The sequence below is a fragment of the Testudinibacter sp. P80/BLE/0925 genome, from assembly GCF_053570785.1.
The window spans coordinates 681,159-703,154 of the sequence record NZ_CM131636.1 but is presented as its reverse complement, the minus strand read 5'-3'; the positions used below and the strand labels follow the sequence as shown (position 1 = coordinate 703,154).

Genomic DNA, 21,996 nt, shown 5'->3' with positions numbered 1-21,996 from the left:
CTACCATAAAGCATAATTAACAAAATTTTAAGTGATTCGGTTCACAAAACGACTAAATTATGGAATATCATGCCCCTGTGCCGCTTTATACACCTCAATCCAATCCTGTTCGGTAAAGCGGATTGCAAGCGCCTCGACCGCCCTTTTAATCCGGCGCAGTTCGCCCGAGCCGATCACCGGCGTGATTTTTGCCGGATGGCTGAGCAGCCAGGCGAATGCCAAGGTGTCTAAGTGGCTTTCGTTAAAACGTTGTCCGATGTCGAGCAGGGCTTTGCGCACGCGCGCGCCGGCAGGGTTATCTTTGTTAAACAGCGCGCCGCCTGCCAACGGCGACCACGCCATCGGACGAATGCGTTTTTCCATTAAATAATCCAGCGTGCCGTCGTTGAACGGATCTAAATGCAATGGCGAAATTTGAATCTGGTTGGTGACTAACGGCTGCTTGAGATAGGATTGCAACATACTGAATTTACTCGGGGTGTAGTTGGATACGCCGAATGACCGCACTTTGCCGCTGCGTTGTAAATCATCAAAGGCGTTGGCGACTTGCTCCGGGTCAACGCAAGGCGAGAGACGGTGAATCAGCAGCAAATCCAGATATTCGCACTGCATTTTAGCAATCGAACGTTCGGCGGAAGCCACGATATGTTCGTAGCTGTTATCGTAATAATGGCTGTCGATATTCGGCAGTTCTTGGCTTGGAAAGAGGATACCGCACTTGGTAATCAGCGTGATTTCTTGCCGCAGCGACGGTTTGAGTTTTAACGCTTGCCCGAAGGCTTCTTCATTGGTAAACGCGCCGTAACAGGCGGCATGGTCAAAGGTGCGGATACCGATTTCAATCACTTGCTCGGTCAGTTGTAACAGTTGTTGTGGGGTTAAATTCCACTCTTTTAAGCGCCAGTAACCGTGTACCAGCCGATCCAGTTGAAATGCGCTGCTCATGATGTTCCCCTTTTGTATTTGCTGTGATTATAGCGACATCATAACGCAAAAGTGCGGTCAGGCGACAGGCTATTTTATTGCTTTTGCAGATTGGCTTGATGTTCTTTAATCAAAGAGATAAACGGCTGGGCGAAGCGATCCAACTTACGCAAACCGACGCCGTTGATTTGTAGCATTTCGCTGTTGGACGTCGGCATTAGTTGCGCCATTTCCTGTAAGGTGGCGTCGTTGAACACGATGTACGGCGGAATGCTTTCCTTGTCGGCGATTTGCTTACGCAGGAAACGCAGACGGGCGAACAGGTCTTTGTCGTAATTTTTCAGCGCGGTGTTTTGGCCGCGCTGAATCACCGACATCGACAAACGTGGGGTGGCAAGCGAAAGTGCGGTTTCGCCGCGCAAAATCGGGCGTGCCGCTTCGGTCAGGCGCAAGGCGGAAAACTGCATAATGTTCTGTTCGATATAGCCGAGATGAATCAACTGGCGGATCACGTTGAACCAATACTCCTGACTCTGCTCTTTGCCGATGGCAAACACCGACAGTTGGTCGTGCCCGTGATCTTTAATCCGCTGGTTTTGCAAACCGCGCAGCACCGCCACCACATAATGCAAGCCGAAGTTCTGCCCGACACGGTAGATCACCGACATCACTTTTTGCGCGTCGAGCAAGCCGTCATAGGATTTGGGCGGATCAAGGCAAATATCGCAGTTTTTACACGGCGTAGTGCGGTGTTCGCCGAAATAGTTCAACAGCACCAAACGGCGGCAGGTCTGCGCTTCGGCAAAGGCGCCCATGGCTTGCAATTTATGCTGTTCCACTTGGCGTTGCTGGCTTTCCGGCTTTTCCAACAACATCTTGTTTAACCAGGCATAATCGGACGGATCGTACAACATCACCGCTTCCGCCGGCAAATCGTCGCGCCCGGCACGCCCGGTTTCCTGATAATAGGCTTCAATCGTGCGCGGCAGATCAAAATGCAGCACAAAACGCACATTGGATTTATTAATTCCCATACCGAAGGCGACGGTGGCGACCACCACTTGAATATTATCGCGCTGAAACGCCAGTTGCGTCGCCTCGCGCTCGGCAATGTCCAAGCCGGCATGATACGGCGCGCAACTGATATTGCGCCGTTGCAGGCTTTCGCACAGCTGTTCGGTTTTCTTGCGACTGTTGCAATACACGATCCCGCTCTTGCCCTTCTGCCCCAACACAAAGCGGCATATCTGTTCAATCCCTTTGTATTTTTCGACCAAGGTGTAGCGGATATTGGCGCGGTCAAAACTGCCGATATATTGATAAGGCTGCTCGAACGCCAAATACTGCAGAATATCCTGCCGGGTCGCCTGATCGGCGGTGGCGGTCAATGCCATAATCGGCGTGTCGGGAAAGCTCTTTTTCAAGCCGCCAAGTGCGGTATATTCCGGACGGAAATCATGCCCCCATTGCGAAATACAATGCGCCTCGTCAATGGCAATAAAACTGACTTGGCATTGGCAGATAAATTGGAAAAAGCCGGTGGTCATCACCTTTTCCGGCGAAATATACAACAGCTTCAATTCGCCGTTGATCGCCTTATTCTGCACCTGTTGCTGTTCGGCAAAGGATTGGCTGGAGTTGAGATACGCTGCTTCCACGCCGTTGCTCAACAACTGATCGACCTGATCTTTCATCAGTGAAATCAATGGTGAAATCACGAGGGTCAAGCCGTCAAAACAGAGCGCAGGCACTTGGTAACACAGCGATTTACCGCTGCCGGTCGCCATCACCACCAGCGTATCTTGTCCGCTTAACACCGCTTCGATCACCGCCTGCTGCCCCTGACGGAAAGCATGATAACCAAACACTTGTTGCAATACGGCAAGTGCGGTGGTGAGTGTTGGGCTAGGCGGCAAGGCAGACATGGATTATTTTGTTACGTGATTAGCGAGGGTCACGCTTTCGCTGTAATAAGCGGTCAAGGCTTGATTTAACAGTTGGAAAAATTCCTGTTGATCGGCGGTCAGCCACTGTCCATCGCGGAATTTGAAGTGATAGCCGCCCAGTTTGCTGGCAAGCCACAGCTCAAGCAACGGCTCTTGTTTGTTGATCACGATTTGCTGTCCGTTTTCAAAAGTGATGGAAAACACCGAACCGTGGGTGTCGCAATCGACATCAATTTCCTGCTGATCCAGTTGTTCTTCAATTGTGTTCCAAGTCTGTTCAACCTGACGGTGAAATTCTGCTACGTTCATAGGTTAGGGTCTGTTAAAGGAAAGTAGGCACAAATTATAGTCATTTTGCCGCGATAGTGATAGCACAAAGCGTGAATTAATGGTAAAAATAGCCGTTATTTAATGATAAGAGGCAGTTATGAAAAAATATTTGGCGTGTTTGCTGACAACGGCGATGTTGCTCGGTTTAAGTGCGTGCGGCGTGAAAGGTCCGCTCTACTTCCCTGCGGAAAAACCGGCTGAAACACAATCAATCAATCAGGGTTAAACATGGATTTTTTTCACTATCAAAATCAACAATTGATGGCGGAAAACGTGCCGGTGGCGCAAATTGCCGCCGAATTCGGCACGCCGCTGTATGTTTATTCCCGCGCTACGCTGGAACGCCATTGGCACGCTTTTGACGACGCATTCGGCGCGCACCCGCACTTAATCTGCTTTGCGGTTAAATCCAACCCGAATATTGCGATTTTAAACCTGATGGCAAAATTGGGATCAGGCTTTGACATTGTGTCGCAAGGGGAGCTGGAGCGCGTGCTCGCCGCCGGTGGCGACGCCGGCAAAGTGGTGTTTTCCGGCGTGGCAAAAACCGAAGCGGAAATCCGCCGCGCGTTGGAAGTCGGTATCCGTTGTTTTAACGTCGAATCGCTCTCCGAATTGAAACGGATTAACCAAGTGGCGGCAAGTTTAGGCAAAATCGCGCCGATTTCATTGCGCGTCAATCCGGATGTCGATGCCAAAACCCACCCGTATATTTCCACCGGCTTGAAAGAGAATAAATTCGGGGTCAGCGTTGATGAAGCGCGTGAGGTTTACCGCTTTGCCGCTACCTTGCCCAACATTAAAATCAGCGGCATGGATTGCCATATCGGTTCGCAACTGACCGAATTGCAACCGTTTTTGGACGCAACCGACCGTTTGTTGCTGTTAATGCAGCAATTAAAACAAGACGGCATTGCGTTGCAGCACTTGGATTTAGGCGGCGGATTGGGCGTGCCTTATCACGGCGAAACGCCACCGCACCCGAGTGAATACACCACCGCTTTGCTGCAAAAACTGCAAGCTTATCCCGAACTGGAAATTATCCTCGAACCGGGACGCGCCATCACCGCCAATGCCGGCATTTTGCTCAGCAAAGTGGAATACCTGAAAAGCAACGAATCGCGCAATTTCGCCATTGTCGATGCCGGCATGAACGACATGATCCGCCCGGCGTTATATCAGGCGTATATGGAAATCATCGAAGTTGACCGCACTTTAGATCGGCAAAGTGCGGTCTACGACATCGTCGGCCCGATTTGCGAAACCTCCGATTTCCTCGGCAAACAACGCCAACTGGCAATTGCCGAAGGCGACTTGATTGCGCAACGTTCGGCAGGCGCTTACGGCGCAAGTATGTCTTCCAACTACAACTCCCGCCCACGCATCGCCGAAGTGATGGTGGACGGCGATAAAGCGCATTTGATTAAACGCCGTGAAAGCTATCGGGAGTTGTGGCAGTTGGAGCGGGTGTTGCCTTAAATGCCGAGTTCAAACCGCACTTTTATCGATGATCTGCACCCCAAAAGTTGGACTGCAAAACCAACTGACTAAGGTGCAGATTTTTATGACCAAATATACCCAAGCATTTAAACAACACACAGTTGAATATTACTTTCAACATGCTCAATCTCTCAGTCAAACATCAAAACACGTTCAAGTTGCACCACGCTGTATTCGTCACTGGGTTGCGCAATATCAACATGCGGGCTCAGATGGCTTGCGAGTCAAACATACTGCCCGAAAATTTACCGTCGAAGAAAAGCTTCAAGCCGTCAAATTAGCCCGACAAGGGCTGTTCTCCCTTGAACACATCGCCTTAACCTTGGGTATCTCAGGAGGCACTGTTATTTCTAAATGGTTGCAACGATTCAAACAATTTGGCATAAATGGACTGATTGATAAGCCCAAAGGACGACCAGCCGTGAATAAACCGAATAAATCGAAAAAACACGTTAAGCCATTAACGCCGTTAAAACAATTAGAACAAGAGAATTTACGTTTGCGTGCGGAGAATGCCATCTTAAAAAAGTCGATGGAATTATCCCTGAAAGACGAAGCCGAAAGGCAGAAATTGTTAAAGCCTTAAACGGTGATTTTCCGCTTAATTTATTATTAGATATCATTAAGTTAGCTCGAAGCACTTACTTTTACCATCAACAACCGAAGACAGATAAAGAGGCCGATTTAAAAGCGGAAATTCGTCAAATTAAACGAGAGAATCCGCAGTATGGCTATCGCCGAGTGACATTGGCACTCGGTACGGTCAATCACAAAAAGGTGCAACGTTTGATTCAGATGATGGGCTTACAGGTGAAAGAGAGGAAAAAACGGAAATATTGTTCTTACAGAGGTGAAGTGGGTCGAATTGCTGATAATCTGTTAGTACGTCATTTTACGGCGGAAAATGCCTACGAGAAATTAGTGACCGATGTCACTGAATTCAAAGCGAAAGACGGCAATAAAGTGTATTTATCGCCGATTTTAGATTTATTTAACAATGAGGTGATTGCCTATCAACTTGGTCGTCGTCCAAACCGGGCACTGGTTGAGCAGATGTTGCGACAAGCCGTGAATAAGCTCCCGAAGGAGGCAACGCCGATATTACATTCAGACCAAGGCCGGCAGTATCAAATGCCGTCTTATCGCAAGATATTGGCAGATAATCAGATTCAAATCAGTATGTCGAGAAAGGGAAATTGTTTGGATAATGGCGCAATGGAAAGTTTTTTCGGCAGGCTGAAGACAGAATGTTTTTATGTTCGGCAATTTGATACGGCAGATGACATTGAGCAGGCTATTCATCAATATATGCAGTATTACAATACTGAACGGATTCAAGTAAGATTAAAAGGATTAAGCCCGATACAATATCGAATTCAATCCTTTCATTAAGCAGTCCAACTTTTTGGGGGCAGATCATAAAAGTGCGGTTTTTTTACGACTTATGAATTAATGCAATACTGTTTTTTAGAGTTTTCTTGGCGGTATTCAAGTGTTGTTTCAACTCTTTTGTTGCACCTAATTTATCATTATTTAAAATATTCTGAATAATAACCAAATGTTCTTCCACCGCTAAAACATTGCGCTCAAGTAAATTCCTATTATCCCATTGATAATGAAAATGAAATACAACGGAAATCAGTTCAATAAAATCATCAATAAAAGGATTATTGGCAGCAGAGAGTAATAATGTGTGGAGTTTATTGTCCAATCCGGAAAAGTCAGGATACTCTTTTACTACATTATTGCGTAATTTTTGATGTAGATTAAATAATATTCTCATTTCTTTCCAGCGTTGGTTCTCTTTTGGTAGCTGCATAAAACACTCTAATGCGTGAATTTCAAGTAGCTCTCTTAATTCGAATAATTTGTCCGCATAATATTCATTAATTTCAATTAACTGCCATCTTCCTCTTGATAAACTTTCTATCAAATTAAAGCGAGAATATTGAATCAAATATTCTCTAACGGTAAAAATATTCACAGAGGCATCTTTAGAAAGTTGTAATTCTGTAAAAATATCGCCGGGTTTTAGTGATTTCTTTTGAATAACCTCTTTAAAATAAGTATCAATCACGTGGTATTGATTTTTTCGTGGATATTTTATTCTGATTTCAGCAAGAAAATCATGTCTCTCTGGTTGACGAATAACCAAGTATTGCTCCTCTTTCTTTTCAAGAAGCCGAATTTTGAGTAAATGTTGGATTGTATGGCGAATCGTGGTTCGGCTGACATTACAAAGTTCCGCTAACATAACTTGTGATGGTAGGGGAGATTTAAGTTGTCCATTAGAAATAAGTTCAAGCATTTGATTTATAGTGTCATTCCTTAGGTTTTGATTACGTCCTCGGCTCATTTTTCAACCCTTGTTCTTTTTTGTTTTGAATAAAAAACACTAAAAAAACATAAAAGCATATTATCTATCACAAATCAATCAACTAAGTTTAGAAGATCAGAAAAATTAGAAAATAATGTATACATCACGTTAAAACTTATTTAAGGATTGCATTATGAAGTCACTTGTATGTACAGAACCATTTGTATTGAACTACCAGGAAAGAGATATCCCTTGTGCCAAAGATAATGAAGTGGTTATCAAGGTATCGGCGGTAGGCATTTGCGGTACGGATATCCATGCTTATCAAGGCAATCAACCATTTTTTGAATACCCGAGAGTATTAGGACATGAAGTTTGTGGCAATATTACCGCCATCGGTAGCAAAGTGCATAACTATAAAATTGGACAGCGAGTCGCATTAATTCCGTATTTATCTTGTGGTAAATGTGTTGCCTGCCAAAAAGGAAAAACCAATTGTTGTGAGAAGATCTCGGTAATGGGGGTTCACCAAGATGGCGGATTCAGCGAATTTCTGGCAATCTCGGATACAAATATCATTCCGTTGGCTGATAATGTCGATGATATCAGTGCAGCATTAATCGAACCTTTTGCCATTAGTGCGCATGCAGTTCGCAGGGCACAAGTCAGTAAAAATAACAATGTGTTGGTTATCGGTGCCGGTCCGATAGGATTAGGAGTAGCGGCAATAGCCATTGCAGACGGTGCAAATGTTGTGGTTGCGGATACCAGTTTGTCAAGACGGCAGCATATTCAGCAAAAATTAAGTGTGAAAGTCGTCGATCCATTATCTGAAAAAATAGAAAATTATTTTGGCAGTATGTTACCTGAAATCGTTATTGATGCCACCGGTAATCCACATTCAATGAATAACGCTGTTAATTTTATTTGTCACGGCGGCAGAATAGTTTTTGTCGGATTATTTAAAGGTGATTTGGTTATTCATGATCCGGATTTTCACAAAAAAGAAACGACATTAATGGGAAGTCGTAATGCGACGCAAGAGGATTTTACTAAGGTTCAGAAATTAATGTCAGAAGGGAAATTAAATTCATCCATGATGCTCAGCGACACATTTAACTATACTGAACTTGCGGATATTTATGAGGAAAAGATTGTTAAAAATAAAAACTTGGTAAAAGGAGTAATACTCTACTAATCGGTCTGAATTTAAAAAAATACAGACTATCATGATAATAAGCGAGGGCATTTTATGGCTATTTTAAAAAAATTAAAAACGATTTCTTTGTTAGGTCTCATTGGGTTAAGCGTGAGTTTTACCGTGCAATCCGCGACAGAAATTATGGTTGCTTATGGAAATCAACCGGGTGAACCAATTGACAAAGCAATGCATTATTGGGCTGATCAGGTTAAAGAAAAATCCAATGGTGATATTGTTTTTAAATTATTTCCATCAAGCCAACTTGGTAGTGAAACGGAGGTCATGGAACAAGCAAAATTCGGGGCGAATATTATTACGATTAGTGATTACGGCGCACTAATGGATATTGTACCTGATCTGGGGATTATCAATGCGCCTTATTTAAGCCAGTCATTTGAAAAGAAATCAAAATTATTACATTCGGAATGGTTTAATAATTTATCTGCACAATTAGATCAAAAAGGCGTGCATATTGTTGTACCGGATGTGATCTACGGTACAAGACATTTATTGACTAAAAGAGCAGTGACTAAACCGGAAGATTTGAGAGGAATGAAAGTGCGGGTGCAACACTCTCGTTTATTTGTTGCCACTATTAGAGCAATGGGCGGTGTACCGACGCCTATGTCATTGGCGGATGTTTATCCGGGCTTGTCCGAAGGTATTATCGATGGATTGGAGAACCCGACCGTCGTGTTATTTGGCGGTAAATTTTATGAAGTGGCTAAAAACTTAAACCTAACGGCACACACCAAACATATGTCTCCATTTGTAGCTGGCAATGCCTTTTGGCAGCGTTTAACACCGGAACAACAAAATATTATCAAAGAAACCGGTGTCGACATGGTGAAGTACGGTGCTGCGCTTATTGAGCAAAATGAAACTGAAGCATTAAATAATTTGAAAGATGCGGGTGTTACTGTGAATGAGGTTGATCTGGAGGAATTTGAAAGTGCGGTTAAAGAGCAAATCCAAAAAGATTTTCCCGAATGGACACCAAATTTATATGCAGATACTCAAAAATTACTTGCTGAATTTTAATTATCCAAAGGGGAGTTTTCTCCCCTCTTCTTTGAGGAATAAAATATGGCAGATATCCCTAAAAAATCTCAATCTCTCTGGGTAAAATTAAGCTCACTTGACGAGATTTTAGCTTCTGTTTTTTTAGCTATTATCGTTATACTTTCCGCTTATGGTGTTGTGACACGTTATATATTAAACTCACCAAGTGCCTGGGTGGAAGAAGTTTGTATCGTATTTTTTATTTGGTTTACCTTTTTGGCTTCTAGTGCTCTCGCTAAAAATAATGAGTTAATAAGAATTGATTATCTGTTAACAAAGATACCAGCTCGGATAGCTAATATTATTGATGGAATATTTCAACCGTTGGTAATGATATTTTGTTTGATTTTTATGATCTATCTTGGTTTTAAATTGCTTCCTATGGCACAGTTTAGATTTACTCCCTCATTACAATTATCGTATGCCTATATTTATGCGGTGATTCCGATTAGTGCTTCATTCATGTTTTTTTATGAGGTTAGAAAGATAGTTTATTTCTTTAGAATAAATAGAGGAAATAAATCATGAGTATTCTGATTCCAATTATTCTTTTATTAGTGCTGTTTATTTTAGGTATTCCAGTTGCATTTTGTATCTTTTTTTCTACGTTAAGTTACTTTTTAATGAGTGATTTACCTATGATTATGTTGGTGCAAAGATTAGCAGGTGGGTTAGAATCCGTTACGTTATTGGCTATTCCGTTTTTTATTATGGCTGGGGTGTTTATGAATCATTCTGGTATCAGTGAAAGGTTATTAAAATTCTGCGAAGTACTCACTGGGCATTTAAATGGCGGATTAGCGCAAGTCAATGTTGCACTGAGTACTTTAATGGGCGGGCTATCCGGTTCTAATATTGCCGATGCCGCCATGAACTCAAAACTTTTAGTACCACAAATGGTCGCTAGAGGTTATAGCGCTTCTTTTTCATCAGCAGTGACTGCTGCCGGATCACTTATTACCCCGATCATTCCACCAGGCATTGCGATGATTATTTATGGCTATGTGAATAATGTTTCTATTGGTCGTTTATTTCTAGCGGGTGTTGTCCCCGGATTTTTACTCTGTATTTTAATGATGATCTTGGTTTCTATTATTTCGAAAAAGCGCGGATATTTACCGATCAGGGAAAAGAGAGCTTCATGTAAAGAGATTCTTTTTTCAGCTAAAGATGCAGTTTTAGCTCTGATGTTACCGGTTATTATTATTGGTGGGATCCGAATGGGGGTTTTTACACCAACGGAAGCCGGTGCAATAGCAGTTATTTATGCACTAATTTTAGGGATGTTTATCTATAGAAAAATGGATCTGCGTCAGTTATGGTTTGCTACCAGAGAATCTGCACTTGGTGCAGCAAATGTCTTATTAATTATCTGTGTTGCCGTCGGTTTTTCTAAATTTTTGACTTGGGAAAGAGTTCCGCAATCGTTAGCAATGTGGATTACCCAAATTGTGGATAGTCCGTTAACATTTTTAATGATTGTAAATGTTACCTTATTAATTTTAGGAATGTTCTTAGAAGGCAATGCCATTATGATCGTGCTTGCACCTCTACTTGCACCTATTGCACATTCATATGGTATTGATCCAATTCACTTTGGGATTGTTTTTATTTTTAACGGTGCTATTGGAACAATCACCCCTCCACTGGGAACAGTGATGTTTACTACGTGCTCTATTACTGAGGTGCCAATCGAAAAATTTATTAAAGATGTCATGCCATTCTGGGCGTTATTAATGGTTGAACTTTTATTATTAACTTATATACCTGCAATTACTACAACGTTACCTAATTTTATCTATGGATCTTAATGAATTTTGTATAAGGATATAAAATGAAAAAATTAAATAGAACTAACTTCCCCGGTCCGCAATACCCGACCAAAATCCTCCAATTTGGCGAGGGGAATTTTCTGCGGGCTTTTATTGACTGGCAAATTGATCTTTTGAATGAAACAACCGGGTTAAACGCCGGGGTGAGCGTTGTGCGTCCGATTGATACCGATTTTCCACTGTCGTTAAATAGCCAAGACGGGCTGTATACTACGATTATCCGTGGTTTAAATGAGCAAGGCGAAGCGGTGAAACAAGCGCGGATTATCCGCTCGGTCAATAACGAAATCAATATTTATCAAGATTTTGCCGCTTATCTGGCGTTGGCGCGCGATGAAAATATTCAAATGGTATTTTCCAACACCACCGAAGCCGGGATCAGCTATCATGAACAGGATAAATTCGATGATGCGCCGCCGAGCAGTTATCCCGCCAAACTGACCCGTTGGCTGTATGAACGTTTTGCCCATTTCAACGGGGATCCGAGCAAAGGCTTGACTTTATTGCCATGCGAATTGATTGATTATAACGGCGAGCAACTGAAACAACTGGTGCTGAAATACGCGGCGCAGTGGCGGTTGACACCGCACTTTAGCGCTTGGATTGAACAACACAATACTTTTTGTTCCACCTTGGTCGATCGCATTGTCACCGGCTATCCGCGTGATGAAGTGAGAGCGCTTGAGCAGGAATTCGGCTACCGAGACAGCTTCTGGGACACCGCCGAATATTTTTACCTGTTCGTGATCCAAGGTCCTGAATCGGTGAAGCAGCTGCTCAAGTTAGATCAAGCCGAGATGAATATTTTGGTGGTGGACGACATTAAGCCGTATAAAGAGCGCAAAGTGGCGATTCTGAACGGGGCGCATACCGCACTTGTGCCGGTGGCGTATCTGGCGGGCATGGATTATGTCGGCGAAAGTATGGACGATCCGCAATTGCGTGAGTTTGTCGAGGCAACCATTCATCGGGAAATCATTCCGGTGCTGTCGTTGCCGCAAGCGGAGCTGCAGCAGTTTGCCGCAGATGTGATCAAGCGTTTCCGCAATCCGTTTATCAAACATCAGCTACTGTCGATTTCGTTGAACAGTATGACCAAATATGTCACCCGCATTCTGCCGCAGTTATTGGCGTATCATCAGAAATTTCACCGTTTGCCGCGTCGTTTGACCTTTGCCTTGGCGGCGCTAATCGCTTTTTATCGCGGTAAACGTAATAATGAAACGATTCCGTTAAATGATGATCCATTTTGGTTGCAACATTATGCGTTGTGGTGGCGGCAAGTTGAAACACAACAGATGACGTTATCCCAGTTGGTGAGTAATGTTTTATCGCAACGAGACCACTGGCAAGTGGATTTAACCGTGGAACCCGGTTTAACGCTGGCGGTCACCGAACAACTGCAATCGATTTTGGATCACGGCATTCGGACTTCCTTAAGAATTTATTGTAAGGATTGAGCCATGAAACAGCTGATTAAAATCAATCCGCAGGATAATGTCGCCGTTGCGTTGCAGGATTTAAGCGCCGATAGCCAAGTTGAATTGGACGGTTTAATCCTGTCGATCAAAAGTGCGGTGACGCGCGGGCATAAAATTGCCTTGCAGCCGATCGCAAGCGGAGAATTGGTGATCAAATACGGTTACCCGATTGGGCATGCCACGCAGCCGATTGTGTTGGGCGAACATGTGCATATGCATAACACCAAAACCAATTTAAGCGATATTAATGACTATCAATATACACCGGTTTCAACCGCACTTGCAGCGCAAGGGTCGGACAGAGCGGTGCAGGTGTATCGCCGTGCAAACGGCGATGTCGGAATCCGTAACGAACTCTGGATTGTGCCGACGGTCGGCTGTGTGGTCGGCATTGCCCGTCAGATTCAAAAACAATTTTTGCAGAATCACCCTGAACTGGCGATTGACGGGGTTTATACGTTTAACCATAGCTACGGCTGTTCGCAGCTGGGCAACGACCACGAAAACACCAAAATCATTTTGCAGGATATGGTCAAACACCCGAATGCCGGCGGCGTGCTGGTGATCGGTTTAGGCTGTGAAAATAATCAAGTCAGCGTGTTTCAACAAACCTTAGGCGATTATGACCCGCAGCGGGTGAAATTTATGGTGTCGCAGAAAGTGGAAGATGAGATTGAAGCCGGGGTTGCCTTGCTCGACACCTTATATCGGCAAATGGCGCAAGACAAGCGGCAGGCGGGCAAACTGAGCGAAGTGAAATTCGGTTTGGAATGCGGCGGTTCCGACGGTTTTTCCGGTATCACCGCCAATCCGCTGCTGGGGCGGTTTTCCGATTATTTAACCAGTCACGGCGGCACCACCGTCTTGACCGAAGTGCCGGAAATGTTCGGTGCGGAACGGATTTTAATGAGCCATTGCCGCGACGAGCAGGTGTTCAATAAAACCGTTGCTATGGTGAATGATTTCAAACACTATTTTATCCGCCACCAACAACCGATTTATGAAAACCCATCGCCGGGCAATAAAGAGGGTGGGATCACCACTCTGGAGGATAAATCGCTCGGCTGCACGCAAAAAGCCGGACATAGTCAGGTGGTCGATGTGCTGAAATATGGCGAACGCCTGCAAACACCCGGCTTGAATTTATTGAGCGCCCCGGGCAATGACGCGGTGGCGACCAGCGCCTTAGCGGCGGCGGGCTGTCATATCGTACTCTTTACCACCGGACGCGGAACGCCTTACGGCGGTTTTGTACCGACCCTGAAAATCGCCACCAACAGCGAATTGGCGCAGCGCAAAAAGCACTGGATCGATTTTGATGCCGGACAGTTGCTGCATGAGGTTTCAATGCCGCAGTTGCTGCAACAATTTATCGATCTGCTGGTGGCGACGGTCAACGGGCAGCCGAGTAAAAACGAGCTGAATGATTTCCGCGAACTGGCGATTTTCAAAAGCGGTGTGACCTTATAGCGAGGAAATGGCAAGATGACGAAAAAAGTCGCCATTATCGGCGAATGTATGATCGAGCTGTCGCTGAAACAGGCAAAGCCACCGCAATTGGCGTTCGGCGGCGATACCTTGAATACCGCCGTTTATCTGGCGCGCTTGCTGAAAAATCAAGCTGCTGAAATCCATTATGTAACCGCACTTGGGCAAGATACGTTCAGCCGGCAGATGTTGGCGCAGTGGCAGCTAGAAGGCATTCGCACCGAGTTGGTGCAAACCTTGGCGGACAAATTGCCCGGTTTGTATTCGATTGTCACCGATCCGCAAGGCGAGCGCAGTTTCTATTATTGGCGCAACGATTCGGCGGCGCGTTACTGGCTGCAAACCACCGACAGCGCGGCGATTACGGCACAATTGGCAACCTTTGATTATCTCTATCTCAGCGGTATCAGTCTGGCGATTTTGGATCAGGCAAGCCGAGAAAAACTGTACGCCTTGTTAGCCGAATTTAAACGCAACGGCGGCAAGCTGGTGTTCGATAACAACTACCGTCCGCGCCTGTGGCAAGATGTGGCAACCGCACAGCAGGTGTATCAACAAATCTTATTGCTTAGCGATATTGCCTTTTTAACCCTTGACGATGAAACCGCACTTTGGGGCGGTAAATCCGGTGAAAGTGCAGTTGAAACGGTGATTGCGCGCACGCAGGGTTACGGCGTGAACGAAATCGTGATTAAGCGCGGCGCAGACAGTTGCATTGTCGCCGTGCAGCGGCAACGCGTTGACATCGCCGCCAATAACATTGCCGCCGAAAAGGTGATCGACACCACCGCCGCCGGCGACTCGTTCAGCGCCGGTTATTTGGCGGCACGCTTATGTGGCAGTGATATAGAAAGTGCGGTTCGGCAAGGACACCAACTGGCCGGCACGGTGATTCAACACCGCGGCGCAATTATCCCGTTGGCAGCAATGTCACGCCTTTAACAATGGGATAAAAAAGAAACCTCGGCACGAGACCGGGGTTTGAGGCGGATGACAAAGTCGCTTTCTCTAATCATTTCCCTCCCTCCGTATACGGAGGGAGGTGTCCGAAGGACGGAGGGAGGCATAAAGAATGTTAAAAATAAATATGTTGCATTTTCATATTCCCCCTCCCTCCCCATTTTTCTTGCAAAAAATGGTACTCCCTCCGCACGCAGAGGGAGAGAAGTAAGTTTGTCAGCAATCTCAAACCCCGGCACAAGACCGGGGTTTTAGGCGGATGACAAAGTCGCTTTCTCGAATAATTTCCCTCCTTCCGTATACGGAGGGAGGTGTCCGAAGGACGGAGGGAGAGAAGTCAGTTTGTCAGCAATCTCAAACCCCGGCACGAGACCGAGGTTTTGCATTTTAACGCAGCCAGGATTAAACCAACTCTTCTTCTTTTGGTTTGATTGCGGCGTACAGGAAGCCGGTGACGGCGGTACCGGCAAGAATCGCCACTAAGTATAACAACACCGGTTGGATTGCGCCCGGGATTGCCAAAACGAAGATTCCGCCGTGCGGCGCCATCAGTTGTGCGCCGAACAGCATGGAGAGTGCGCCGGTTAGGGCGCCGCCCGCCATACAGCTTGGGATCACGCGCATTGGGTCGCGTGCGGCGAATGGGATTGCGCCTTCGGAGATAAAGCATAATCCCAATACGAATGAGGCTTTGCCGCCCTCGCGCTCGCTGGCGGAGAATTTTTTACGCGCCAAGAAGGTTGCCAAGCCCATGCCCAATGCCGGCACCATGCCCGCCGCCATCACCGCCGCCATTGGCAGGTAGGTGGACGAAGCCAGTAAGCCGACGCCGAAGGTGTAAGCGGCTTTGTTGACCGGGCCGCCCATATCGAAACACATCATCGCACCCAAGATAATACCGAGCATAATTGCGCTGCCGGATTGCATGCCTTTCAGGAATTCGGTCATGCTGTTCATAATCCAAGCCACCGGGTCGCCAACCACATAAATCATGACTAAGCCGGTGATTAAGGTGGCAAAGAACGGAATGATTAAAATCGGTTTTAATGCATTCATGGTCGGCGGCAGTTGCACTTTGTCGGCGATAAATTTCGAGACGTAACCGCCTAAGAAACCAGAGATAATCCCGCCGAGGAAACCGGCGCCGAGGGAACTGGCGAGCATGCCGCCGACCAAACCCGGGGTTAAGCCCGGGCGGTCGGCAATCGAGTAGGCGATATAACCGGACAACACCGGAATCATCAAACCAAAGGCGCTGCCGCCGCCGATTTGCATTAATGCCGCTGCTAACGTGCCTTCCTCTTTAAAGGCTTCGATCCCGAAGACAAACGACAGCGCAATAATCAAGCCTCCGGCAACCACCACCGGCAACATATGCGATACCCCGGTCATCAAGTGGCTGTACACGCCTTTTTTCTCGCTTTTCGCTTCCCGCTTAACCGCACTTTGTGCCGTGGCAGTGAACATTTTGGCTTGTTTAAACGCTTTATCGAACTCTTGTGCTGTTTTTTTCAAGGCGAGACCGGTGGAAGTGCGGTACATCAATTTACCGTCGAATTTGCTCAAATCCACATCAATATCGGCAGCGACAAATACCAAATCCGCCGCGGCGACTTCTTCCGGGCTGATCGGGTTGCCGGCGCCCACTTGACCGCGGGTTTCCACTTTCACGTTCCAACCTTGCTGTTTAGCGTAGGCTTCGATTGCTTCCGCCGACATAAAGGTATGCGCCACGCCGGTTGGGCAGGCAGTAACCGCAACGATATTTTTAACCGCATTCCCGCCAGTGCTGACCGCACTTGCCGCCGCTGCACCGCTTGGCGCCACATAATCTGTCGCATTGGCAAGCGCGTCGGACAAGGTTTTTTCCGGGGCGCTAAAGGCGCTGTCCAGGTTTGCCAGATACACTTTTTTGCCTGCCAGTTGCGGGTTATTCGGCAAATTATCGCCTAACACCACGGCGAGATCGGCGTCGGCGGCATTGTCCACCACTTGATGTGTCGCATTGCCGGCGGCTGCGGCTAATACTTGGCGTACCAAAAAGGTTTTCGCTTTGCCTAAAGCGCTGCCTTCTACCAGTAGAATTTTCATGTTGTTATCCTTCTAGAACGTTAATTTTAACTTGCTGCAAAATCGTATCGAGCAACGTGCGATCGTTGATACCGACGTTACTTTGCGAAACCGCAAAAGCGGAAACCGCACTGGCAAAAGCCAAGGTTTGCGCTTGTGTCCAACCTTGGCTGATCCCGTAAATCAATCCCGCGACCATCGAATCGCCGGCGCCGACGGTGCTGACCACGTTTTCGCATTTCGGCGGCTGTGCCTGCACCACCGCCTTGTCACTCAGCCACACCGAGCCTTCGGCGCCCATCGAAATAATCACATTGGCAATGCCTTGCGCTTTCAGTTGTTTGGCGGCGGCGATAATCTCCGCCAAACTGTTTAACGGTTTGCCGATCCAAGCTTCCAATTCGCGTTGGTTTGGTTTCACCAACCACGGATTGGCTTTTAAACCGGCGGTCAGCGCGGCGTTGCTGCTGTCGAGCACCACTTTCACGCCGCTTTGTCCCAATTGACTCAGCCATTGGGTGAATTGTTGCGGGCTGACGCCGCGCGGCAAGCTGCCGCACACCGCCACCACATCAAAGGTTTTGCTCCAGTTCAGCGAATCTTGGGTAAATTTCGCCCAGTCGCTGTCGCTGATTTGATAGCCTAAAAAGTTCAGGTCGGTGACATCAGCCTCCGTTTCAGTGATTTTTACGTTGATCCGTGTCTTACCGGGAACACGTTGGAATTTATCTTCCAAATTCAACGCCTGAAACATCTGGCTGAAGTCACCTTGATTCTCTTCGCCGAGAAAACCGCTCACCGCTACAGCGACATTCAAATCATATAGCACTTTCGCCACATTAATGCCTTTGCCTGCCGGGAACAACCCCAAGGTTTCGACGGTATTGACTTCGCCCAACGCAATGCGCGGTAAACGCCCGACCAGATCGTAGGCGGTGTTTAAGGTGATCGTTGCAATTTTTGCCATGTGAAGCCCCTTATTATTCGCCTAAACCGGCGGCAATCGCCGCACCGATGGCGTCAATTGCCTGCTGTGCGTCATCGCCCTTGGCGACAAAGCGCAATTTATGGTTTTTCAGCGCACCGAGGGCGACTACTTTCATCATGCTTTTCGCACTCACTGCCGCCGATTGGCGATCTAAATTTTCTACGGTAATTGCCGATTGGAATTTCTTCGCTTCCTGCACCAACAAAGCACAAGGGCGGGCGTGTAAGCCGTGTTCATTTTTCAGACTGAAAGTGCCTTCGGCTTGTGCTTCGCTACTTGCCGCCGACTCACTTTGCACGGCGGGCGTGCTACTTGCCGGTGCGGCGACCGCACTTGCCACTTCTTCAATCGTATCCGGTGTTTTTGGAGTTACGCCGGCGTCTTCGCCCAAGCCGTCGGCAATCGCTTTGCCAATGGCTTCAATCGCGGCTTTGGCGTCATCGCCTTCCGCCACAAAGCGTAAACGGTGTCCGGCAACCACGCCGAGCGCCACCAGTTTCATCAGGCTTTTCGCGTTCACGGCGTTGCCCGGGCGATCCAGATTTTCCACCGTGACTTTGGCGGCAAACGGTTTAACCGTGCTGACTAACAGCGCACCCGGACGGGCATGCAAGCCGTGTTCGTTACGCACGGTGAAGGTGCCGATCACGTGATCGACCGCACTTGCCGTGGTACCTGCCGCTACGCTTGCCGCCAATTTACCTTCTAACAACGCCATCACCTGTTCCGCGCTGTTGGCGGTTAAAAGTGCGGTTTGGAGCTCGTTATTCAGCAGACGGGTTAATACCGGGTTTAATTGATCGTCAAGTGCCGCGACGGTCACCACCGCTTGTACGCTTTGACCCTTGCCGTTTTGAAACGCCTGTTTGGCACGGCTGAACGCCACGGCGTTATATTGGTTGCCTTGCGCATTATCGTTCAGCCAAATGCCGTTACCTAATGGCAAGCCGGGATCGGCGATGACTTGGCTGACAAAACGGTTATCGACCGCACTTTTGGCTTCCAATTTACCGGCGTTAATCGCGGTTAAGGTCAGCACGCTGGCGGTGTCAACATCTAATGAGATGAAATCCGCTTGCAACGCAGGCTCTGTTTTCTCACCCATCAAAATCGCGCGGAATTCGGCTTTATCTTGCAGCGTGACCAATGAAGCGGCGGTGTCGTCATCGCCTAACACGTGGGTTAATTGGCGCAATAATGCCAAATGTTCGTCGGAACGGGCGGCAATGCCGATTACGATATAAGCGGTGTTGCCTTCGCCCCATTCGACTCCTTGCGGGAATTGGAAAATTTGCACGCCGGTGTTTTTCACCATATCACGGGTTTCCAACGTACCGTGCGGAATGGCAATGCCGTTGCCTAAAAAGGTGGAGGTTTGCTGTTCGCGCGCTAACATGCCTTGCAGATAGCCCGCTTCGACATAGCCGGCTTGCACCAAGGCGTTCGCCGCCATTTCGATTGCTTGTTGTTTATTATCGGCAGTTGCTGATAAATGAATGTTGTTTTCCGGTAAGTTAAACATTCAATTGCTCCTATAGTTACGGGTAAAGAAAAAACGTTATCTTTTTTGCTGTACAAAAAGCAAGCGGTTTATTTTTGCATCTCCTTGAAAAATCGTTTCAGCAAAGAAAGAAAAAATTTTGCCGCTGTAGTTATGAGTCTCTTTACAACGACAAATTGACGATGGCTTTATTATTCGCCATTCGCCTGCGCAGTTCAAGGTAAACGGCGGGAAATTTGCTTAAAAAGTGATATGTATCACATTTTATCCGCTATTTTTGACAAACCGCCAAGAATTGCTCGGTGCCGGCGCTCAGATAGGGATCATTTTCCGTCCGCACACGGCTTTTGCTTAAATCGCGCATTGCATCGTAGATACCTTGGGTCAGGCTCGGTTTATTCAATTGCGACCAACAATTGCTGTTTAAACGGGAAAAGTTGTTTTGCAGTTCGCCGGCGAACACCACGCCGCTGCGAAAGGCGTAAATATTGCTGTCTTGCAGTTGGTTGTACAGCTTATCACGCATGTTGGCGACGCTCTCTTTAATATCGCCGCGATACCACGCCTGCGCGCCGCGCGCAAAATCATCGACTTCATAGTTTTTATCGACAATGCCGTCAAACGACTGCACCGTGGTTTGGTAAGCAATCGCATAGGATTTGGCGTCGCGTTGGCTGTCCGCCAGATCAATCACCGGTTTACTGCTACAAGCGGCTAAAATCAGTGCCGCCGTTATCAGCGCTACTTTTTTTAACATCAGTTTTCTCCTTAAACCGCACTTTTTGTTGATTACGGTTATTTTATGCCACTTCTTGCGCGTTTTGTCGATAATTTTCTTGTGCCGAATCTTGCTATTTCGCCGGAAAATCGGTAATTTTCCACTCACTTTTATTCACCTCTTAATGAAGACACATAATATGGAAACAACCGTTGAAAAAAGAGATCGGGTCAGAAGAACCTCGATTTTCAGTAAAATCATCTTTGCCAGCCGCTGGATTCAACTGCCGATTTATATCGGGCTGATTGTGGTGCAAATGGTGTATGCTTATAAATTTATCAAATCGCTGTGGGAATTGCTGGCCAACCTGAATCAGATGAACGAAAGCATGGTGATGTTGGCGGTGCTGAACCTGATTGACGTGGTGATGATTGCCAATTTGTTGATTATGGTGATTGTCGGCGGCTATGAAACGTTCGTTTCCAAATTGAACACCGATGATCACCCGGATCAGCCGGAATGGTTGAACCATGTCAACGCCTCGGTGCTGAAGGTGAAATTATCGATGGCGATTATCAGTATTTCGTCGATTCACATGTTGCAAACTTTCATTAATGTCGGCAATCTGCCGGAGAAGCAGATGATGTGGCAGTTGCTGCTGCACCTCGGCTTTTTGGCGTCGGCGTTGGCGATGGCGTATACCGACCGGATTTTATACGGCACTACCCATAAAAATCACTAATTAAAGTCAAAGTGCGGTTAAGATGACGGATCTCAGTAAAGGCATTGCGGCAATGCTGATCTCAGCCTTGGGTTTTACCGTGATGGCGGTGTGTATCAAACTTGCCGGCGATCTGCCGGTGACGGAAAAATCGATTTTCCGCAATGCCATCGCGGCTTTACTGAGCGGCTATTTGGTGTGGAAAAACCGCACTTCCTTTATCGGGCATAAGCAAAACCGCCGCACCTTAGTGTTGCGTTCGGTTTTCGGTTTGTTCGGCGTGTTGCTGGGGTTCTATTCCATCGATCACCTGCTGTTGAGTGACGCCGATATGATCATGAAACTGTCGCCGTTTATCTTAATCGCGCTGTCGGCGCTGTTTCTGCAAGAACGGGTGACGCCACGCCAAATCCTGCTGTGTCTGGTTGCGTTGCTCGGCGTGGTGCTGATTATCCGTCCGTTTGCCGATTCAATGCAAACCGCACTTTCCGCCTATCTGATCGCGATTCTCGGTGCGGTGTTCGCGGCGGCGGCGTATTTGATGTTGCGCGTGCTGGCGTTGAGCCCGAAAGTGGAATCGCCTTACACCATCGTGTTTTTCTTTTCCTGCTTTTCTACCTTGGCACTGCTGCCGCCGGTGTTATGGCAGTTTAAGCCGATGTCGTTGCAACAACTTGGCTATTTGTTGCTGTCCGGGGTGATGGCGACGGTCGGGCAGTTCGGCATTACTTTGGCTTACCGTTACGCCAGCGCCAAAGAAGTGTCGATTTATTCTTATGCTTCGGTGCTGTTTGCCGCGCTGTTCAGTGTGTTATTGTTTGGGCAGTATCCCGATTGGTTCAGTTGGGGCGGTTATCTGTTGATTTTTCTCAGCGGTTACTGGATGTATCGCTTAAACCGCAAAACGGCGGTTTAATTGCTTTCATCACGCGGCTTAAACTGTTAACATTCGCGCAA

General features: G+C 46.9%; 20 protein-coding genes. 12 read left to right on the top strand and 8 right to left on the bottom strand.

Annotated features, from left to right (window positions below):
* Positions 1-57: 57 nt before the first annotated feature.
* The 3 genes from ACWA5Z_RS03450 to cyaY all read right to left on the bottom strand — a co-directional run bounded on the left by ACWA5Z_RS03450 (position 58) and on the right by cyaY (position 3,179).
* Complete coding sequence (locus ACWA5Z_RS03450) at positions 58-945, bottom strand: aldo/keto reductase (RefSeq protein ID WP_431053932.1); 888 nt, start codon at positions 943-945, stop codon at positions 58-60.
* A gap of 74 nt (positions 946-1,019) precedes the next feature.
* Positions 1,020-2,849 (bottom strand): DNA helicase RecQ, encoded by a 1,830-nt coding sequence (gene recQ / locus ACWA5Z_RS03445; protein ID WP_431053931.1) that lies wholly within the window; start codon positions 2,847-2,849, stop codon positions 1,020-1,022.
* Positions 2,850-2,852: 3 nt separating this feature from the next.
* Complete coding sequence (cyaY, locus tag ACWA5Z_RS03440; RefSeq protein WP_431053930.1) at positions 2,853-3,179, bottom strand: iron donor protein CyaY; 327 nt, start codon at positions 3,177-3,179, stop codon at positions 2,853-2,855.
* A gap of 118 nt (positions 3,180-3,297) precedes the next feature.
* Here cyaY and lptM point away from each other — a divergent pair, with 118 nt between their 5' ends.
* From lptM to ACWA5Z_RS03425, 3 genes are all read left to right on the top strand, one after another.
* Positions 3,298-3,426 (top strand): LPS translocon maturation chaperone LptM, encoded by a 129-nt coding sequence (lptM, locus tag ACWA5Z_RS03435; RefSeq protein ID WP_431053929.1) that lies wholly within the window; start codon positions 3,298-3,300, stop codon positions 3,424-3,426.
* Positions 3,427-3,428: 2 nt separating this feature from the next.
* On the top strand, positions 3,429-4,679 hold the full coding sequence (gene lysA / locus ACWA5Z_RS03430; RefSeq protein WP_431053928.1) for a diaminopimelate decarboxylase: 1,251 nt from the start codon (positions 3,429-3,431) through the stop codon (positions 4,677-4,679).
* An 85-nt stretch (positions 4,680-4,764) separates the two neighbouring features.
* A protein-coding gene (locus ACWA5Z_RS03425) for an IS3 family transposase (RefSeq protein ID WP_431053927.1) occupies positions 4,765-6,092 on the top strand; the annotation gives its coding sequence in 2 pieces (ribosomal slippage) (positions 4,765-5,242 and positions 5,242-6,092; 1,329 coding nt in all).
* 43 nt (positions 6,093-6,135) lie between these two features.
* Here the strand turns inward: ACWA5Z_RS03425 and ACWA5Z_RS03420 are convergent.
* Positions 6,136-7,056, bottom strand: a complete 921-nt coding sequence (locus ACWA5Z_RS03420) for a GntR family transcriptional regulator (protein ID WP_431053926.1) — start codon at positions 7,054-7,056, stop codon at positions 6,136-6,138.
* Positions 7,057-7,210: 154 nt separating this feature from the next.
* On the opposite strand from ACWA5Z_RS03420, the gene ACWA5Z_RS03415 reads away from it, so the two are divergent.
* The 7 genes from ACWA5Z_RS03415 to ACWA5Z_RS03385 are packed head-to-tail and all read left to right on the top strand — an operon-like array spanning position 7,211 to position 15,023.
* The gene (locus ACWA5Z_RS03415; RefSeq protein WP_431053925.1) at positions 7,211-8,215 is read left to right on the top strand and encodes a zinc-binding alcohol dehydrogenase family protein; all 1,005 of its coding nucleotides are present in this window, start codon (positions 7,211-7,213) and stop codon (positions 8,213-8,215) included.
* A gap of 54 nt (positions 8,216-8,269) precedes the next feature.
* Positions 8,270-9,259 (top strand): C4-dicarboxylate TRAP transporter substrate-binding protein, encoded by a 990-nt coding sequence (locus ACWA5Z_RS03410; protein WP_431053924.1) that lies wholly within the window; start codon positions 8,270-8,272, stop codon positions 9,257-9,259.
* Positions 9,260-9,304: 45 nt separating this feature from the next.
* The gene (locus ACWA5Z_RS03405; protein ID WP_431053923.1) at positions 9,305-9,808 is read left to right on the top strand and encodes a TRAP transporter small permease; all 504 of its coding nucleotides are present in this window, start codon (positions 9,305-9,307) and stop codon (positions 9,806-9,808) included.
* Entirely contained in the window at positions 9,805-11,091 is a 1,287-nt protein-coding gene (locus tag ACWA5Z_RS03400) for a TRAP transporter large permease (RefSeq protein WP_431053922.1), read from the top strand. The genes ACWA5Z_RS03405 and ACWA5Z_RS03400 overlap by 4 nt, the downstream gene beginning before the upstream one ends.
* Positions 11,092-11,114: 23 nt before the next feature.
* Positions 11,115-12,572, top strand: coding sequence for a tagaturonate reductase (locus tag ACWA5Z_RS03395; protein ID WP_431053921.1), 1,458 nt, complete (start codon positions 11,115-11,117; stop codon positions 12,570-12,572).
* 3 nt (positions 12,573-12,575) lie between these two features.
* Positions 12,576-14,063 (top strand): UxaA family hydrolase, encoded by a 1,488-nt coding sequence (locus ACWA5Z_RS03390; protein WP_431053920.1) that lies wholly within the window; start codon positions 12,576-12,578, stop codon positions 14,061-14,063.
* A gap of 15 nt (positions 14,064-14,078) precedes the next feature.
* Positions 14,079-15,023, top strand: a complete 945-nt coding sequence (locus ACWA5Z_RS03385) for a 2-dehydro-3-deoxygluconokinase (RefSeq protein WP_431053919.1) — start codon at positions 14,079-14,081, stop codon at positions 15,021-15,023.
* A gap of 420 nt (positions 15,024-15,443) precedes the next feature.
* Here the strand turns inward: ACWA5Z_RS03385 and fruA are convergent, their stop codons facing one another.
* From fruA to ACWA5Z_RS03365, 4 genes are all read right to left on the bottom strand, one after another.
* Complete coding sequence (gene fruA, locus ACWA5Z_RS03380) at positions 15,444-17,132, bottom strand: PTS fructose transporter subunit IIBC (RefSeq protein ID WP_431053918.1); 1,689 nt, start codon at positions 17,130-17,132, stop codon at positions 15,444-15,446.
* Between the two features lie 4 nt (positions 17,133-17,136).
* Positions 17,137-18,078: a 1-phosphofructokinase gene (gene fruK, locus ACWA5Z_RS03375; RefSeq protein ID WP_431053917.1), complete on the bottom strand. Its 942-nt coding sequence runs from the start codon at positions 18,076-18,078 to the stop codon at positions 17,137-17,139.
* 13 nt (positions 18,079-18,091) lie between these two features.
* On the bottom strand, positions 18,092-19,621 hold the full coding sequence (gene fruB / locus ACWA5Z_RS03370; protein WP_431053916.1) for a fused PTS fructose transporter subunit IIA/HPr protein: 1,530 nt from the start codon (positions 19,619-19,621) through the stop codon (positions 18,092-18,094).
* A 250-nt stretch (positions 19,622-19,871) separates the two neighbouring features.
* Complete coding sequence (locus ACWA5Z_RS03365; RefSeq protein ID WP_431053915.1) at positions 19,872-20,357, bottom strand: hypothetical protein; 486 nt, start codon at positions 20,355-20,357, stop codon at positions 19,872-19,874.
* 160 nt (positions 20,358-20,517) lie between these two features.
* Between ACWA5Z_RS03365 and ACWA5Z_RS03360 the strand changes: the two genes are divergently transcribed.
* Together ACWA5Z_RS03360 and ACWA5Z_RS03355 are read left to right on the top strand one after the other, a co-directional pair.
* Complete coding sequence (locus ACWA5Z_RS03360; protein WP_431053914.1) at positions 20,518-21,060, top strand: TIGR00645 family protein; 543 nt, start codon at positions 20,518-20,520, stop codon at positions 21,058-21,060.
* Positions 21,061-21,082: 22 nt separating this feature from the next.
* Positions 21,083-21,955, top strand: coding sequence for a DMT family transporter (locus tag ACWA5Z_RS03355; protein ID WP_431053913.1), 873 nt, complete (start codon positions 21,083-21,085; stop codon positions 21,953-21,955).
* The last annotated feature ends 41 nt before the right edge of the window (positions 21,956-21,996 follow it).

Bases quoted from the DNA above. Each gene is read 5' to 3' on its own strand.
- ACWA5Z_RS03355 (WP_431053913.1), top strand. From the start codon at position 21,083: ATGACGGATCTCAGTAAAGGCATTGCGGCAATGCTGATCTCAGCCTTG.
- ACWA5Z_RS03405 (WP_431053923.1), top strand. From the start codon at position 9,305: ATGGCAGATATCCCTAAAAAATCTCAATCTCTCTGGGTAAAATTAAGC.
- ACWA5Z_RS03395 (WP_431053921.1), top strand. From the start codon at position 11,115: ATGAAAAAATTAAATAGAACTAACTTCCCCGGTCCGCAATACCCGACC.
- ACWA5Z_RS03385 (WP_431053919.1), top strand. From the start codon at position 14,079: ATGACGAAAAAAGTCGCCATTATCGGCGAATGTATGATCGAGCTGTCG.
- ACWA5Z_RS03365 (WP_431053915.1), bottom strand. From the start codon at position 20,357: ATGTTAAAAAAAGTAGCGCTGATAACGGCGGCACTGATTTTAGCCGCT.
- cyaY (WP_431053930.1), bottom strand. From the start codon at position 3,179: ATGAACGTAGCAGAATTTCACCGTCAGGTTGAACAGACTTGGAACACA.
- ACWA5Z_RS03420 (WP_431053926.1), bottom strand. From the start codon at position 7,056: ATGAGCCGAGGACGTAATCAAAACCTAAGGAATGACACTATAAATCAA.
- fruA (WP_431053918.1), bottom strand. From the start codon at position 17,132: ATGAAAATTCTACTGGTAGAAGGCAGCGCTTTAGGCAAAGCGAAAACC.
- fruK (WP_431053917.1), bottom strand. From the start codon at position 18,078: ATGGCAAAAATTGCAACGATCACCTTAAACACCGCCTACGATCTGGTC.
- lptM (WP_431053929.1), top strand. From the start codon at position 3,298: ATGAAAAAATATTTGGCGTGTTTGCTGACAACGGCGATGTTGCTCGGT.
- ACWA5Z_RS03415 (WP_431053925.1), top strand. From the start codon at position 7,211: ATGAAGTCACTTGTATGTACAGAACCATTTGTATTGAACTACCAGGAA.
- ACWA5Z_RS03390 (WP_431053920.1), top strand. From the start codon at position 12,576: ATGAAACAGCTGATTAAAATCAATCCGCAGGATAATGTCGCCGTTGCG.
- fruB (WP_431053916.1), bottom strand. From the start codon at position 19,621: ATGTTTAACTTACCGGAAAACAACATTCATTTATCAGCAACTGCCGAT.
- ACWA5Z_RS03410 (WP_431053924.1), top strand. From the start codon at position 8,270: ATGGCTATTTTAAAAAAATTAAAAACGATTTCTTTGTTAGGTCTCATT.
- recQ (WP_431053931.1), bottom strand. From the start codon at position 2,849: ATGTCTGCCTTGCCGCCTAGCCCAACACTCACCACCGCACTTGCCGTA.
- ACWA5Z_RS03400 (WP_431053922.1), top strand. From the start codon at position 9,805: ATGAGTATTCTGATTCCAATTATTCTTTTATTAGTGCTGTTTATTTTA.
- ACWA5Z_RS03360 (WP_431053914.1), top strand. From the start codon at position 20,518: ATGGAAACAACCGTTGAAAAAAGAGATCGGGTCAGAAGAACCTCGATT.
- ACWA5Z_RS03450 (WP_431053932.1), bottom strand. From the start codon at position 945: ATGAGCAGCGCATTTCAACTGGATCGGCTGGTACACGGTTACTGGCGC.
- lysA (WP_431053928.1), top strand. From the start codon at position 3,429: ATGGATTTTTTTCACTATCAAAATCAACAATTGATGGCGGAAAACGTG.